The sequence below is a fragment of the Parabacteroides sp. KHUB-03 genome, from assembly GCF_056640975.1.
This window is the reverse complement of sequence record NZ_CM153257.1, coordinates 1501288-1517016: the sequence shown is the minus strand read 5'-3', so window position 1 is coordinate 1517016 and position 15729 is coordinate 1501288. Positions and strand designations below refer to the sequence as shown.

The following is a 15729-nucleotide window of genomic DNA, read 5'->3' as shown; positions in this document are numbered from 1 at the left end:
TTTAATTCATCAGATATTCCACGGAGCACGCATTGGCTGATCCAATAAACGATTTGCAGCTTCGTCATCAATAAATTCCAATTTAACAGGATCGAAGTTCAAAGTGCGATTCAAACGAAGAGCAATACCACCCATGTTTACAATCGTCGCAGAGCGGAAACCATTCCGTTCGTTCAAAGCAAACGGTTGGCGTGTCTTAACGCATTCTATAAAGTCCGTAACCTGAGGTTCCGGCTCCGGATAATCGGATAATTTCTTTTCCCAATTAGGAATATCGCAAACAAAGTTTTTATAAACATTGCCATTAGGACCTGATATATAAGGTGTGTCAGGATTTCCGTAATCACCACCCCATAATACAATCTGGCAGCCATCATCATAAGTATAAGTTATAGAACGCCAAGTTCCAACCGCATCCGGATGTTGTTGCGGAGCATCAACCTCTACTTTAACAGGGCTGGTATTATCTTTACCTAATATATATTGTACAGGATCGATATAATGTTGTCCCATATCACCCAAACCACCTGCATCATAATCCCAATAACCACGGAATGTCTGGTGTACACGATGTGCATTATATGGTTTATATGGCGCCGGCCCTAACCACATATCATAATCCAATTCTGCAGGAACAGATTCCGGTTCAAGATATTCTTTTCCTACCCAGAAGAATTTCCAGTCAAAACCGGTATGCTTGCTGATCGTTACCTTCAAAGGCCAGCCTAACATACCACTCTGAACTAATTTTTTCAATGGTTTAACCGGAGTTCCCAATCCATAGAACGGATCGGCAAAACGAAACCAGGTATTCAAACGGAACATATTTCCGTATTGCTTTACGGCTTCCATAACACGCTTACCTTCACCTATGGTACGGGTCATCGGCTTTTCACACCAAATATCCTTCCCTGCTTTCGCAGCTTCTACAGACATTAAGCCATGCCAATGAGGTGGCGTTGCTATATGTACGATATCTACATTCGGATCGGTAATTAAATCACGAAAATCATGATAAGCTGCAATTTTATCGCTTACCAGATGTTTTCCTGTTTCCAAGTGGTTCTTATCTACATCACAAACGGCAACCAAACGTGTTCCTGCATAATTTACGTGGCCGCATCCCATACCGCCTGTACCAATAATACCTTTTGTCAACTGATCACTCGGGGCAATAAACCCGTTTCCCAGCACGTGACGTGGCACAATGGTAAAAGCCGCAACTCCTCCCAATGTTTTTAGAAAGTCTCTTCTATTTGTCCTCATGGTAATAAATCTAATATTATACCGATTAATTGATTAATTATTTTATTATTTTAAATGAATTGTAGCAAAGATATTAATTATCCTACAAATTCTGCAGATATTCGCGCGTTTTAATAATCTATTCGCGCTGTTTTCTTTCTAACTCACACTCAATAGTAAGTGAACCCTGAAAATTCTGTTTCTTCAGTTCAGTTATTACTGCAGATAAATTCACGGTTGCAAGAATCCATATCCGCTTAAAGTATTTACTCATATACAAACAAGTCGCAAATTTAAAAATAACTGTATTAAATTAGCAAATTATTAGCAAACAAAAATTCTTAATAACAAAAGAACAGAATTAAGCTCCCATCCGAAAGAAAAATCAATTTCTCTCGGAAGAAATCAAAATCCCTTCCGGATACAATTAAAAACAGGTCCCCGATGATTTAAGAAAAACATCCTGATGATTTATAAAAATGATCGGGATCATTTTGAAAAAGGATCAGAACTTCTTCAACAAAAAAGAAGGGTTTATACGTAAATATATTCCAGCCGAGAAACTAGTACTGGGACCATCATCCTTTGGATATTCATATTCTCCGCCAATTTTATTACAAAACAGTCTTCTATATATATCCAAATCTATACCCAAAGAAAAACCTTTTCCAAAACTATGTGCATATTCTATTCCCCAGTAAAGCATCTTTGGGTTTTCGTAGGTAACATCTTTTTCTTTTGTAGAAACAGCTCCATAAAAAGGAAGACCAAACATTGAAATAAAATTATGGCACGCAAAATAGGATGTCTTTACACGAAAATCATAGATATCGGCGGAAGCACGTGCATAAAGTCCTGCACCGCTGTTAAATGGCCATAACTCTCCGGCTTGCTGATAATATCCCGTACCATCCAATTCCACATTTACATTCTTAAAGACCGGATGATTGATATTCCACACTGCCCCTACTCCGGCGGCACCGTTCATCAGAGTTTGAACCGAATTTGTAAATAATGTATCGATTTCCCCCCCTCTATGCTGGGCTAACCCTTGTATCGGAATATAGAAATGAAAACGGGATTCGGGACGATTCAGCTTAAAACGCGTGGATAGCCCAACAGTAAATGCTTCCTGATGTACATCTTCACGAAAAATAAAGCTTTCCCAATTCACCCATATGTCCAAATCCAGCAAACGGGAATTATATAATAGTTGAAGACCGGTTTCAGGATCAGCGGTTAAATTCAACTCAGGGCTGTATAAAGGCTCGATTAAATTATGATTTGCGCCTCCGTACAAAGTCCCCAAAACGATATTAACATGTTTAGACAAAGCTACCTGTGCACGAAAAAGCAAGTACACATGGAATCCTTTCTGATACTGGTCTCCCTTCCAGTTCGCAATATCCTGATATGCCATATTCGGATATTTATTTGCGCCCCAATAACGAAGAAGGTGAGCTCCTAATTCCAGTTTTATATTTTTAAGCGGATAATAAACTAATTTAGGCTGCACCCAAAGCCCAGGAAGAGAATATCCTTTCATCAAAGATGTCGAATACTCATTATCCTTGAAGAAATTTATATTATCTAACTGAAATAACAATTCTCCTTTTTTATCCGGATTTATTTTATAATCTGATTTGAAAACCAAATTGTTGATGCCTGAAGAATCCACAGAAGATTGATCCTGCAAATTATTCCCGGCCTTAGCAGAGAAACAAGCTAAAATTGATAATACAGCCAACCTGGAACAGAGAACAAAAATGGAAGTCTTCATTTGTCTTTTATAAATTTCATGCAAACGTAAGAAAAATACAGTAACAAATATAAATATGGAAATGGAACTTTTGCCATCACACCTTTTTTATTACTATTTTTAGATGAATAATAACAGTTTTGACCAATTATATTACATATATGGCCTAATTCATTCACCAAAATATTGTAATTTTGCGCGATTATTCAAATTTTGGAAGGTTACAAATGGATTATGCAATTATTGCTGCAGGCGAGGGTTCTCGATTAGCGCAAGAAGGTGTGAAATGGCCAAAACCGTTGGTCAAACTAAATGGTGTCACTTTGATTGATCGTTTAATAGACGTATTCTTGAAGAATAACGCTTCATCTATAAACATCATCGTAAATGAAGAGATGACAGAAGTACAAGAATATCTAAATAAACTACAATTACCTGTTCCGTTCTATCTGCTAGTAAAATCTACACCTAGCTCTATGCACAGTTTTTACGAGTTAAGTCATTTTCTGGATGGAAACAACGTGTGTCTCACAACTGTAGATACAATCTTTAAAGAAGAAGAATTCAGCAAATATATACAAGCTTTCCAGGAAAACGACCAGTTGGACGGACTTATGGCCGTAACAGATTTTATCGATGATGAAAAGCCGCTTTATGTTGAAACAGATAAGGATCTTATGATCCGTAATTTTCTGGACAAAAACAATAACAACTGCCGGTACATATCGGGAGGTATATATTGTTTAAAACGCACCGGTCTGGCTGTACTAAATAATTCGATAAGTCAAGGTATGTCGCGCATGCGCAACTATCAGCGTCAACTAATTGCCGAAGGTTTAAAACTAAAGGCATATCCTTTCAGCAAGATTGTTGATGTAGACCATGCGGAAGACATTCAAAAGGCCGAACAATTTCTTAAGTCATAACATATACAGCATAACATGAACGAATTAGTTATTGCAGGTATTCGCAGAGGAAACCAATTTTCGCCGAACCATATAGGCAATGACGCCGCTATTTTCTCATTGGCAGCAGAACATTTACGCCGGTTAGGTTGCACCGTAAACGAATACATCGAATCTGATTTAATTACAAAAGACATCCGCGAAAAAGCCATCTTCAACATGGTTCGCGACTGGCAATCTATCCATAAGTTGCAACAAATGGAAAACAATGGTTACTTCATTGTTAACTCCGGTTATGGTATAGAGAACTGCACTCGTGAAAAAATGACACGATTATTGATGTCCAATCATATTTCACACCCTAACAGTCTGATTTTACCTACAAATGAAGACCCAACCGAAGCATTGGAAAATGCAGGATTTTATAATTGTTGGATAAAAAGAGGCGACTTCCATGCCATTCACCGCGAAGACGTAACATACGTCCGTAATCCGGAGGAAGCAAAAAGTATTTTAAAAGAATATGCAATACGCGGAATACCTACGGCAGTAATTAACGAACATCTGGTTGGAGATTTAATCAAATTTTATGGTGTAACAGGAACCGATTTCTTTTACTGGTTCTATCCGTCAAATTTACACCATAGCAAATTCGGATTAGAAGTTATTAATGGAACAGCAAAGGGTATACCCTTTGCTGAAGCGCAGCTTCAGCAAATGTGCAATGATGCGGCAAAAGTATTGAACATTCACATTTACGGCGGAGATTGCATTGTGTCGGAAGGCGGAGATATCCGGTTAATAGACTTTAATGACTGGCCTAGCTTCGCCCCCTGCAGGGATGATGCTGCTCCCCATATTGCAAAACGTATTCTGGATTTAATAACGGAATAACACAGCTTTTCGAATTAAAATCATCTGTTTATGAATAAAAAAAACATATCTCCGGAGTTGGCATCGACCTTAAAATCGATGGATACCGAAGAGTTTATAGATATACATTTTTATCGCCCAATCGGTTATCAATGGGCACTCTTTTTTAATAAATTCGGAGTTTCCCCTAACAGTATAACCATAGCAAGTATATTCATCGGCATTGCCGCCGGCATTTGTTTTTACTATCAGAGCTTAGTTATCAATATCATTGGTATGTTACTGCTGGTATGGGCAAATTCGTACGACAGTGCAGACGGCCAACTGGCTCGTATGACTGGCAAAAAGACACCTTTGGGACGTATTTTAGATGGAACTGCCGGCGATTTTTGGTTTATCTCTATTTATGCTGCCATTTGTTTACGATTAACACCTACATGGGGTATTTGGATATGGATATTAGCAGCCGTTACCGGATTTTTCCACAGTAAACAAGCTGCCATGGCAGATTATTACAGAAATATTCATCTGTTATTCCTAAAGGGAAAGTCTGGCAGCGAATTATCATATTCTCCGATTTTAAAAGAAAATTATACGAAGCTAAGTTGGAAGAAGGATTTCATCTATAAATTATTCGAGACTTTCTACATTAATTATACGGTCGGACAAGAAAAGTTGACTCCCAAATTCCAGCAAATGATGAATCTTATCCGTACAAAATATAAAGATGAAGCACCGGAATGGTTCCGTATTTCTTTCAGGAAAAAAAGTCTTCCTTTAATGAAGTATACAAATATGCTATCGTTCAATACACGCGTGATAGCTTTATTTGTAAGTTTATTTATCAATATGCCATGGTTATATTTTGTATTCGAGCTAACAGTCCTGAACATCATGTTGGTTTATATGATTGCAACACATGAGCGCTTCTGCAGTATATTCAGTAAAGAACTCCAATCCCAATCTTAAATAATATGTTTAATCCGGAACAAGTAAAAGGTATCATATTCGATTATGGTGGAACAATCGACAGCAATGGAATGCATTGGGCTGAAGTAATATGGATGGCTTATGAAGCTTTTCAAATACCAGTCTCCAAAGATGTATTCCGCGAAGCTTATGTTTTTGGCGAGAGAACAATGGGTAAAAATCCATTGGTTCAACCACACCATAATTTTCTGGATATGCTTCATATAAAAGCAGGCCTGCAAATTAAATGGCTTGAACAAGAAGGATATTTATCTAACGAATGGGCTACAATAGAAGTGAAAAATAAAATTGCAGATTGGTGCTATTCGTATGCGCAAAAAGCAATTGATGCTGCACGCCCTATTCTTAACGAATTATCCGGACAATATCCATTAGTGTTAGTATCTAACTTTTACGGTAACATAGAATCGGTACTAGTAGATTTTAAATTGGATCATCTTTTCAAATCAATTATAGAATCGGCAGTTGTTGGAATTAGAAAACCCGATCCGGCCATTTTTAATTTAGGAATAAAAAAATTAAATTTACCGGCAAAAAACATTGTCGTTATCGGAGATTCTTATGATAAAGACATCATACCTTCGACACATATTGGTTGCCAGACAATCTGGTTAAAAAGTACCGGATGGAGTGCTTATAAAGGAGATGAAACGGCAGATGCCATTATATCCGACTTTTCACAAATCAAGATTTTTTTTCACTAGTTGAAAAACTATACCTATCCACAAACAAAAAACGGGAGGCTTATAACCAAGCCTTCCGTTTCCCTAAACTACATAAAACACTTAAAAGAACAAACTTTCCATTTAGAAGGCAACACCTAAGCGAATACCCCAGTTATTCAGTCCGTCAACCGAATAATTCAAGACTTCACCTTTGTTTGTTGCATAATTATAATAGGCTGCGATATGTACGCCGAATTGTTTCTGAGGTGTAAAGTAAATATTCATACCGACTTCGGGAGAAAGATAGAAACCCCAGTTACGATCGTAAACCTTCAAAACATTCATATAGGAAGACATCTCACTATAGCTTGCACCTAATCCGGCACCTAAATAAGGTTGGAATTGGCCTTCCGGGGCAAAGTTATAACGGAACACAGCACCAAAAGGTAACTGGAAGATAGAATGCTGCTGATCGGCAGTAATTACAGAAGTAGAACTTACCGGCAAAGTCTGACGGTCAATATACTTATTATTTGTATGATATGACAGGAATAATCCTCCTGAAATATTCGGTGTAAAATAATAACCACCTTCAAAGTGTGCTCCCCAGCCACTGGTCTTATCGGAGAAATCTTGACCGAACGGAGAATTCACCTGCCAGTCAATATTAAAATATGCATTCTTTACAACCTGGGCGCCAGCCAGAGACGGAATCGCTAAACAGGCTACAAGTAAAGCGACTAATTTTATTGATTTACTTATCTTTTTCATAGAACTCAAACTTTTACTAATTCGCATTTATTTATTTCTTGATGTACGGAGATTGTACAAATGCCTGTTCGATTGCACGAACACTCAACTGAATATCAAGTTTATTTGAACCGGATAACAAACCGCTCATATAAGCAGTCCATAATACAGGCAATTTAGAATTGGTTGCCGTTGGAGCCGGAACTTTCAAATCCAGCATTTCAACAAGTAATGAACCTACACTATAGCTGTAAACTACAGGATACGGATAATACCAGTCGCCCCAGCTTGGTCCCCAGTAACCAGGTCTCCAATATCCAGGATAATTCCACCACCAGTACGGATAGTTATAATTATCATTATAGTCCGCAAAATAATGCGTGTTTTCTACATAAGAAGCCTGCAAACCAAGATCTGCATCATCCTTTTCCATTGTACGTGTAAAACCACGGGCTTCCATACTTTTCACGAGTGTCGTGATAATATCGTCTGCTTCATTGGCTGTCCAGTACTGAGGCTTTTCATTATCACCTATTACCAATACGCTATCAGGAACATAAAATGTACTAAATGATGCAAAATTCGCGTCCTTGTCATAATTTGTAAATACAAGGAAGTCGTTGTCTAGTTTTGACATATCCGGGTCTTTCTGGCAAGAAGCCAGTAAAAGAACCAACAGAAATAAAGGAAAAATCTTTTTCATCTCATTCAACGTTTAAAACAGTTTATACTATTATTTGTGCTTATATATAAGTCACTATTGAAACAAGAAGAGATAAAAAAAGGTTGTGAAGGTTTTCTCGAGCTTATGTTAATTAACAAGGAAGAACAATTTACAAGATTCTTAAACCCTTGTTAAATAGAAATCAAACAACTATAAATCAATTTATTACAAAACATTCTTACGAATCATACAAACAACAGGTTTATGGTCGCTCCACGGCAAATTTGGAGAATCATAACGTAAACCTTCAAAGCTTCCGGAATAAAAAATATAATCAATTCTAAAGATTCGTTTCAATTCACGAAATGTATATCCAAATCCGGAACCTGAATCACGAAAACCATCCGTCAGGTTTCCTTTTATATGATTATATACATAAGAAGCCGGAGTATCGTTAAAATCGCCACATACAATAATATCTCCCGTACTATTATCTATCTGTTGACGAACAAAATCGGCCTGCATAGCACGTAATACGAAATTTTTTTTCATTTGAAAAGCCAGTTGGAATGCGGCTTCCGTACCTTCTTGAGAATTCATGCTTTCTTTAGCCTGATATAAACGAGGTTTAATTGAATTTACACTGGTTGTTTGCAAATGATTTGTAAATATCCCCAACGTCCATCCATTATCCACCATATCAGTCCTATAATCAAATTAACCACTAATACAGGCAAAAGTATCAACCCGGGAAATGCTATCCATTCCTGCCCTTCCGGATGAATATACCCTGATGCAAAACCTGCTATAGCCAGCAATGCTGCAAACAATGTCACTATCAATAATTCATATTATAAACAAACGGCCTCTGTCTCTAAATAACTAGAAACAGAGGCCATTTGTTAAAACGCAACATACAAAGAATTATTGCAGTGTTCCTTGTTTTGCCTCTTGTATCATTTTTTCATTAGCCATAATTACAATTTCCACACGGCGGTTTAATGCACGGCCTTCAGGAGTGTCATTTGAAGCAACCGGATCATGTACACCTTTTCCTTCATAAATCATACGGTCGCTACTAACGCCTTGCAGCATCAGATAGTCATAAACACTCTTTGCCCGCTTTTCTGATAAAAGCTGATTATAATCAACCTTTCCTGTATTATCCGTATAACCTACAATTTTAATATTCGTATCCGGATTCGCTTTCAGGCTTGTTGCAAAATTGCGTAATGCGCTTTTAGAAGCATCGCTTAACGTACTTGAATTGGTTGCAAACAATATACCCGAATCAAAAGTAACTTTCAATGCTTCTCCATTATTAATGGTTTCAATAGTTGTACTTTCCGGTAATGTTGCCTCCAGTTCTTTCTTTTGTTTATCCATCTTTTTCCCTATCAAAGCTCCAGCCGTACCACCTACTGCAGCTCCAATAATTGCACCTAAGGCGGTATTACCGGCTAATGCCCCGATACCAGCCCCAACAGCAGTTCCGCCACCAACACCAATAGCCGTACCTTTAGCTGTATTATTCCATGTACTGCAACTAGAAAAAACAACAGCCATACTCAACAACAAAACAGATAATAATTTAATACTTCTCATTTCTTATTCCTTTTAGTGAACTAATTTTTCTATATACAACAGTTTATCAATCGAACATGTTGATAGAATCACAGTATTCTAATTCACCTTGAACAATAAAAGTAATTTCGTCTGCATTATATTTTCCTACTCCGTCTTTCTGAGCATTCTTAATCACAAAATCAACTAATTCATCTTCATCGATATCTATTTCTTTATCGTCGCCGTCATTTTCATTCAGATATCCTTTTGACTCATAAAACTCATAGATTAAGTCTACAATATAATTGATATCGTCATTACTGAACTTGCCTTTCAGTTCTTGCGGAAGATAATTCTGAATAAACTTTACAGAATCGTCTTCATCATAGATAAAATCGTTTTTTTCGCTCATAACTCTTCATTTTATTGGTTATTAATATTTACAAAGATACTACTTTTACTTGTATAATATAACTAACATTTATTTGGCTACAATCTATCTTTAATCTTTTTCCAGGCATGCGTATCGTATAAACATGACTGACGCATCGTGTGATACATTTCCTTAAAACGGGACATAGGGATTGTAAAGCTCAAAATATCCGGTTCAAAATAAGGACGGACAGAAGGATCAAAAAAACCCAAAATGCAGCTCCTCCCCTTCTTTCTATTCTCCAGAACAGCACGGGTTATCGTACTGCAACAGCCCGAACCAAAAGGCACAGCAACAGAATCGGCTGCTCCATTATCAAAAAAAGCCCAGGTTGAAAGACCGGAAAGCACATCGGGTTTAGCAAAAAACAGCAAGGCTTCCAGATTATCAAAACTATCAATCTTATCCAAACGGGCAAAATTAAGAAAAGCCATCCGTGCCCTGGGCACTCTTAAAGAATCTAGTTGTTCCCTTACCATTTCGGGAGTCTTGCGGTATTTTTCTTTCACAGAAACAAATTCGGGTACATAGTCCGGCATATCAGCAAAACCCGTATAAAATTTACCGCCACCGCAACCTATATTATCAGCATTAAGGCTAACAAATTCACCATTCCTGACTTCCTGTATATATTTAAACAAACATCCGCCTACCTTTTCCACGATCCTAACCGGCGTATCAGAATACCAAAAAACAAGAGGCAGTTCGGTTTCTGCACCAAACGCCTCTTTATAATTTTCAATAAAGGCCTTTACTTCCATAGCAATCAAATTTAATATTTATCCTTATCTCCTGTTTTCGAGCATGGAGATATTCAAAAATAAATAATTAAATCCATAAAACTATTCAACTATTCAAAAACATTACTAAGGCTTTCGCTTTTAATCAATTTTTGAATACCAGTCCATCACCTTCGCTATCAATTGTGATCGGATGGTCTTTATTTACTTTCTGTCCCAGAATTTCTTTTGATAATTCATTAAGAACATATTTCTGGATCACACGCTTAACCGGACGGGCACCAAACTGAGGATCAAAACCTTTCTCAGAAATAAATGCCAATGCAGCATCAGTGAAATTCAGAGCAATGCCATTTTGTGCCAGCATTTTCTTCACGCCATCTAATTGCAACGTTACAATCTGACGAATTTCTTCCTCATTCAACGGCGTAAACATAATGATCTCATCAATACGATTCAAGAATTCAGGGCGGATCGTTTTCTTCAATAATTCCAATACCTGAATTTTTGTTTCATCCACAACTTTCTCATGGTTTTCAGGTGTTATCTTTTCAAAGTTCTCACGAATCAAAGACGAACCCATATTACTGGTCATAATGATAATCGTGTTCTTGAAATTAACTACGCGTCCCTTATTATCAGTCAGACGTCCATCATCCAACACCTGAAGCAGTATATTGAAAACATCCGGATGTGCTTTTTCTATTTCATCAAACAAGACTACAGAATAAGGTTTACGGCGAATAGCTTCAGAAAGCTGGCCACCTTCTTCATAACCTACATATCCCGGAGGTGCACCGATCAAGCGAGTAGCACTAAACTTTTCCTGATACTCACTCATATCTATACGTGTCATCATATTCTCGTCGTCAAACAGATATTCAGCCAACGCTTTTGCCAATTCTGTTTTACCTACCCCGGTTGTTCCTAAGAAGATAAATGAACCAATCGGACGCTTTGGATCTTGCAACCCGGCACGACTACGCCGCACCGCATCCGCTATAGCACCAATAGCTTCTTCCTGTCCGATAACACGCGTATGAAGTTCCGATTCCAGACGCAATAGTTTATCTTTTTCACTTTGCATCATCTTACTTACCGGAATACCTGTCCAACGCGAAACAACATCGGCAATATCTTCGCTGTCTACCTCTTCTTTAATCATAGCAGCGGCACCCTGCATTGTTTTCAGCTTTGCTTCTACTTCGGCTATCTCTTCTTCTTTTTGCTTAACCTTACCATAACGGATCTCTGCAACTTTACCATAATCGCCTTCACGTTCGGCTTTTTCAGCTTCGAACTTAAGATTCTCGATATCAATTTTGTTTTGCTGTATCTTATTGATCTGCTCCTTCTCGCTTTGCCATTGGGCTTTTTGTTTCTTTTCTTCATCTTTCAGATCAGCAATCTCTTTATTAAGTTGTTCCAGCTTTGCCTTATCATTTTCGCGCTTGATTGCCTCACGTTCAATCTCCAATTGTTTGATACGACGTGAAACTTCGTCCAGCGATTCCGGCACCGAGTCAATCTGCAAACGTAAACGGGCAGCTGCCTCATCCATCAGGTCGATAGCTTTATCCGGCAAAAAACGATCCGTAATATAACGCGTTGACAACTGTACTGCCGCAATAATCGCATCGTCTTTGATACGTACCTTATGATGGTTTTCATATTTTTCCTTCAATCCTCGAAGTATGGAAATGGCATCCAATTCATCCGGTTCTTCCACCATAACTATCTGGAAACGGCGTTCCAAAGCCTTATCCTTTTCAAAATACTTCTGATATTCATCCAGCGTAGTAGCGCCTATAGACCGCAGTTCTCCACGAGCCAAAGCCGGTTTCAGGATATTAGCTGCATCCATTGCTCCTTCGCCTTTGCCAGCTCCAACCAATGTATGAATTTCATCGATAAAGAGAATTATTTCTCCTTCCGATTTAGTAACTTCATTCACCACCGCTTTCAGGCGTTCTTCAAATTCACCTTTATATTTTGCACCGGCAATCAGAGCACCCATATCCAATGAGAATATCTGCTTGGACTTCAGATTTTCCGGTACGTCACCACGGATAATACGGTGTGCAAGACCTTCGGCAATAGCAGTCTTACCAACCCCCGGCTCACCTATAAGGATCGGATTATTCTTGGTACGACGGCTTAAAATCTGTAACACGCGACGAATTTCGTCATCACGTCCGATAACAGGATCCAGTTTACCACTACGTGCACGTTCATTCAAATTAATAGCATATTTGCCTAGTGCATCATATGTATCTTCTGCAGACTGGCTGGTTACGTTATTACCCTTACGCAATTCTTCAATTGCCTTACGCAGTTCATTTTCAGAAACACCGGCATCTTTCAATATCTGGGAAGCAGTACTTTTTTCCGTTAACAGGGCCAGAATAATAGGTTCCAGCGAAACATACTGGTCGCCCATTTTGGAAGAATAGCTAATTGCTTTCTGTAATACAGCATTTGCTTCACCAGATAAATAAGGTTCTCCTCCCGAAACTTTAGGCAACGAATCGATCTGGCTATCTAAAACACGATTCAAATTCTGAATATTTACACCCAGTTTCTGAAAAATAAAATTGGTCACGCTTTCGCCCGTCATAATGACACCTTTCAACAAATGAACAGCTTCTATAGCCTGTTGCCCATGTTGGGTAGCAAGCTGTACAGCTTGTTGAACAGCCTCTTGCGCCTTAATTGTAAAATTGTTTAAATTCATATAGTTATCTCCTTTCTTTTATTCTTTTTCAATTGCTAACCGCACTTACATATCTACAAAACAAATACCAAAGCCCAAAACTGACATTTTGTCTTAATATTATAAAAACAAAGGAAAAGCCACTGCCTGTCCGTCTTAACTAAACGTCAAACTGATGGTTTTTCGGTTTGAAAACAAAAGAAAAAGGGAAAAGGTTTTATATACGGTTTGGTTTCTTCAGCTACCTTTTATAGTTTAGCGGCTGGTGCATTCATCCATAAAGAATCCCGCCGGTTTGAACTTTTCAGTTTCAACCAACGGGATTCCATATTTCTAAAAAGAAGGAACTAACTATTCCTTAATTAATTTCCTTTCTTCTTATTTGCCGGCTTGCCTTTGCAACATGCTTTAGCATCTTTCTGGCAAACTGATTTATCTTTTATACAATTTCCAGCTAGGCAACCTTCTGCTTTACAAGTTGCGTTGTCACAAAATTTATCACACTCCTCTCCACACTTCTTATTGCACTGCTCAATCTTTGCAGCTTTCTTTGCATTCGAATCCTGGGCATTTACAACTGTGAAAGAAGCCATTGCTATCATAAAGGCAGCGCACATAATCATCTTTTTCATTTACAAACTAAATTATGGGTTTGAGTAATTAATAATTACGATAGCAAAATAAATAATTACCGGCATATAACACCTATTTATTTTCTTATTAAAATTTAATGCTGACAATCTTTAAGGCTTATAATGCTTCTTTCGCAAAAACCAATTACTTATAATTATCGTTCTGCAATAAAGCCCCTCCCACTTTATCTATTTCAGATTGAGGAATCGGATATGGCCACGTTTTATCAGAAATATACATTCCTTTCTCGGAAGCAACCCCCTCCGGTGTAGAAGCAAATTGTTTTATCTTATCAACAAAGATATTCCATCGTATCAAATCATAAAAACGTTGTCCTTCGGCAGCCAGTTCTATCCTGCGTTCATGACGAACAGCCTTTCGCAAATCATCCCCTTGTTTTATCTTATAATTGGCTTCAAATTCAGCCTTCGTAACAGGATCTTTAATATTAAACTCACGATAAACAGCATAGTTGTCTACAGGTGAAGTTGTAAGGAATGCTCTTTCCCGGATCTTATTCAAGACATCTATAGCTTCTTGTTGATTTCCCTTTGATTCAATTAATGCTTCCGCATACATTAGTAAAACATCTGCATACCTGATATTATAAAATGACCAGTCTGTTTTCTGCAAACCGGCATCCGGTCTTCTAAAATGATCTACATAATGTTTGCGACTTTGCAATTTGGTATAGTTATCATAGCCCGTATAATCATGAATTTCCTGATTGCCATCTTTTTTTAAGAAAATATCTCCATGAGACAAAATCGTATGTACTTTACGGGGATCTTTTGCTTCATACTCATTCAACAAATCGTACGTCGGAACTTCGCCGCCCCAACCGCCTGTCGGACCTCTGCCTACAAAGAAAATAAGAGACGGACTTCCCTTCGAATAAGGAGGATTATAACTATTATAAGTCATAAATATACACTCTTTGGATTTATATCCTTTCTCCACACTATTAAATAAGTCTTCATAATTCGGCACCAGCTCATAGGCTCCCGAATCAATCACTTTTTTGCAATCGGCTATTGTTAATTCATAGTCTTTATTGAATAATGCAACCCTGGCTCTAAATGCATGTATTGCTTCGCGCGTTACACGTCCCAGTTCCGATACCGGCAGATTTTTTGCAGAAGGTATATTCGATTCAGCCAAAGCTATTTCCAAATCTTTCATTATAAAACTATAGACTTCAGACATTGGAGCACGGGTTATGGATGATTTATCAATTGCATTCAACGGTTTTTCTACAATAGGGACATTCGCAAATATCATCATCAGATCAAAATAATAGTAAGCTCTCAGAAAATGGGCTTCTGCAATCCAACGCGCTTTTTCTTCTTTTGACACATACGCACCGCCGCTTTGGATAAGAGGCGTTTCTAAAGTAACATTTTCTAATAAAACATTACACCGGGATATGGCTACCTGAAAACGATGATTCCATACTCTCTCCAAAAGCAAGGCCGATGTCAACGGATTTCCTCTGGCTATATCCGTAATCCTTATTTTATCCGCAGCATCCGATCCTCCTTTATGCATATCATCCGTTATGCAATCAAAAAATTCATACTTAAATCCTTGATATTCATTCCCTGCCAACATAGGCGTATAGCACATCGATAACATTTTACTTCCGGCATCTTCCGTATTCAACCAGGTATCTTTATCCAATGAACCCAAAGTAGGTCTGTCCAGAAACGCATCCGAACAACTAATAGTGAGCAATAAGCTACACACAGCCAGACAAATATATTTTAATGTTTTCATATCGTATCTATTAATTT

Annotated in this window: 16 protein-coding genes; 4 read left to right on the top strand and 12 right to left on the bottom strand. The window is 37.9% G+C overall.

What is annotated here, in order from left to right; translation table 11 throughout:
- Window positions 1-9: 9 nt before the first annotated feature.
- Both ACYIB7_RS06565 and lpxZ read right to left on the bottom strand, forming a co-directional pair.
- Window positions 10-1266: a Gfo/Idh/MocA family oxidoreductase gene (locus tag ACYIB7_RS06565; protein ID WP_099462971.1), complete on the bottom strand. Its 1257-nt coding sequence runs from the start codon at window positions 1264-1266 to the stop codon at window positions 10-12.
- A 484-nt stretch (window positions 1267-1750) separates the two neighbouring features.
- Window positions 1751-3025, bottom strand: a complete 1275-nt coding sequence (lpxZ, locus tag ACYIB7_RS06560; RefSeq protein WP_200817985.1) for an LpxZ family protein — start codon at window positions 3023-3025, stop codon at window positions 1751-1753.
- Between the two features lie 206 nt (window positions 3026-3231).
- Here lpxZ and ACYIB7_RS06555 point away from each other — a divergent pair, with 206 nt between their 5' ends.
- Genes ACYIB7_RS06555 through ACYIB7_RS06540 form a run of 4 tightly spaced genes read left to right on the top strand, consistent with a single transcriptional unit; the run spans window position 3232 to window position 6476 of the window.
- Window positions 3232-3930 (top strand): nucleotidyltransferase family protein, encoded by a 699-nt coding sequence (locus ACYIB7_RS06555; RefSeq protein WP_103984330.1) that lies wholly within the window; start codon window positions 3232-3234, stop codon window positions 3928-3930.
- 15 nt (window positions 3931-3945) lie between these two features.
- Complete coding sequence (locus tag ACYIB7_RS06550; RefSeq protein WP_480338364.1) at window positions 3946-4803, top strand: ATP-grasp domain-containing protein; 858 nt, start codon at window positions 3946-3948, stop codon at window positions 4801-4803.
- Window positions 4804-4833: 30 nt separating this feature from the next.
- Window positions 4834-5751 (top strand): CDP-alcohol phosphatidyltransferase family protein, encoded by a 918-nt coding sequence (locus ACYIB7_RS06545; protein ID WP_103984328.1) that lies wholly within the window; start codon window positions 4834-4836, stop codon window positions 5749-5751.
- Between the two features lie 5 nt (window positions 5752-5756).
- Window positions 5757-6476: an HAD family hydrolase gene (locus ACYIB7_RS06540; protein WP_480338363.1), complete on the top strand. Its 720-nt coding sequence runs from the start codon at window positions 5757-5759 to the stop codon at window positions 6474-6476.
- Between the two features lie 102 nt (window positions 6477-6578).
- Here ACYIB7_RS06540 and ACYIB7_RS06535 read toward each other — a convergent pair whose 3' ends face one another.
- The 10 genes from ACYIB7_RS06535 to ACYIB7_RS06490 all read right to left on the bottom strand — a co-directional run bounded on the left by ACYIB7_RS06535 (window position 6579) and on the right by ACYIB7_RS06490 (window position 15712).
- A complete protein-coding gene (locus tag ACYIB7_RS06535; protein ID WP_103984326.1) occupies window positions 6579-7208 on the bottom strand; it encodes an outer membrane beta-barrel protein in 630 nt (209 codons plus the stop codon).
- Window positions 7209-7239: 31 nt separating this feature from the next.
- Window positions 7240-7890: a DUF4136 domain-containing protein gene (locus tag ACYIB7_RS06530; RefSeq protein WP_099462976.1), complete on the bottom strand. Its 651-nt coding sequence runs from the start codon at window positions 7888-7890 to the stop codon at window positions 7240-7242.
- Window positions 7891-8076: 186 nt separating this feature from the next.
- Window positions 8077-8451, bottom strand: coding sequence for an endonuclease/exonuclease/phosphatase family protein (locus ACYIB7_RS06525; protein ID WP_234999421.1), 375 nt, complete (start codon window positions 8449-8451; stop codon window positions 8077-8079).
- A 38-nt stretch (window positions 8452-8489) separates the two neighbouring features.
- Window positions 8490-8693, bottom strand: coding sequence for a hypothetical protein (locus ACYIB7_RS06520; RefSeq protein ID WP_234999420.1), 204 nt, complete (start codon window positions 8691-8693; stop codon window positions 8490-8492).
- An 82-nt stretch (window positions 8694-8775) separates the two neighbouring features.
- Window positions 8776-9456 (bottom strand): YiaD family glycine zipper/OmpA-like lipoprotein, encoded by a 681-nt coding sequence (locus ACYIB7_RS06515; protein WP_103984325.1) that lies wholly within the window; start codon window positions 9454-9456, stop codon window positions 8776-8778.
- A 46-nt stretch (window positions 9457-9502) separates the two neighbouring features.
- Window positions 9503-9829: a hypothetical protein gene (locus ACYIB7_RS06510; RefSeq protein ID WP_099462979.1), complete on the bottom strand. Its 327-nt coding sequence runs from the start codon at window positions 9827-9829 to the stop codon at window positions 9503-9505.
- 77 nt (window positions 9830-9906) lie between these two features.
- Entirely contained in the window at window positions 9907-10611 is a 705-nt protein-coding gene (locus ACYIB7_RS06505) for a DUF169 domain-containing protein (RefSeq protein WP_103984324.1), read from the bottom strand.
- A 124-nt stretch (window positions 10612-10735) separates the two neighbouring features.
- Window positions 10736-13324, bottom strand: coding sequence for an ATP-dependent chaperone ClpB (gene clpB, locus ACYIB7_RS06500; protein ID WP_103984323.1), 2589 nt, complete (start codon window positions 13322-13324; stop codon window positions 10736-10738).
- 341 nt (window positions 13325-13665) lie between these two features.
- Window positions 13666-13935, bottom strand: a complete 270-nt coding sequence (locus tag ACYIB7_RS06495) for a hypothetical protein (protein WP_480338362.1) — start codon at window positions 13933-13935, stop codon at window positions 13666-13668.
- A 145-nt stretch (window positions 13936-14080) separates the two neighbouring features.
- Window positions 14081-15712, bottom strand: a complete 1632-nt coding sequence (locus ACYIB7_RS06490; RefSeq protein ID WP_103984321.1) for a RagB/SusD family nutrient uptake outer membrane protein — start codon at window positions 15710-15712, stop codon at window positions 14081-14083.
- Window positions 15713-15729 lie beyond the last annotated feature (17 nt).